Origin of the sequence: Huijunlia imazamoxiresistens (assembly GCF_037132455.1) — a bacterium.
In the GTDB taxonomy this organism is placed as follows: Bacteria; Bacteroidota; Bacteroidia; order Chitinophagales; family Chitinophagaceae; genus Flavisolibacter; species Flavisolibacter imazamoxiresistens.
The window spans coordinates 1-505 of sequence record NZ_JBBBEI010000116.1 but is presented as its reverse complement, the minus strand read 5'-3'; the positions used below and the strand labels follow the sequence as shown (position 1 = coordinate 505).

The window sequence follows — 505 nt, the reverse complement described above, 5'->3', positions numbered from 1 at the left end:
TAACTGGGGCTAAGTCGTAACAAGGTAGCCGTATCGGAAGGTGCGGCTGGAATACCTCCTTTTTAGAGCTTTTGGATGCTATGCCCAAAAGCTGTTGTTTTCCTTTCTTTTAATCTTATTCAAGTTCTTTACATTAAGTAAGTAACCCGATCAAAAGGGATCTACTCATCTAGATCCGTAGCTCAGCCTGGTTAGAGCACTACACTGATAATGTAGGGGTCACCAGTTCAAATCTGGTCGGGTCTACCATACAAAGCAGGGGGATTAGCTCAGCTGGCTAGAGCACTAGCTTTGCAAGCTAGGGGTCATCGGTTCGACTCCGATATCCTCCACTTAAAGTTCTTTACATAGATGTTTCCGTTCAGGCGGGTTAATTGGTTCAACTCCAGTTACATCACACAACGTTGTTGTAGCAATACAACAAACGTTCAGCTCTTTGACATATTGGGAAAGAAAGGCGTACACTGAACACGTACGCTGAAGAAAAACACGATCACATTTACTT

2 tRNA genes and 1 rRNA gene are annotated in these 505 nt (G+C 43.6%); all 3 read left to right on the top strand.

Annotation, left to right across the window (positions count from 1 at the left end):
• Nucleotides 1-62: ribosomal RNA gene (locus V9K67_RS27130) — 16S ribosomal RNA — on the top strand; the annotation flags it as partial.
• Between the two features lie 109 nt (nucleotides 63-171).
• Nucleotides 172-249: transfer RNA gene (locus V9K67_RS27125), tRNA-Ile, on the top strand.
• A gap of 9 nt (nucleotides 250-258) precedes the next feature.
• A tRNA-Ala gene (locus tag V9K67_RS27120) sits at nucleotides 259-332 on the top strand.
• Nucleotides 333-505 lie beyond the last annotated feature (173 nt).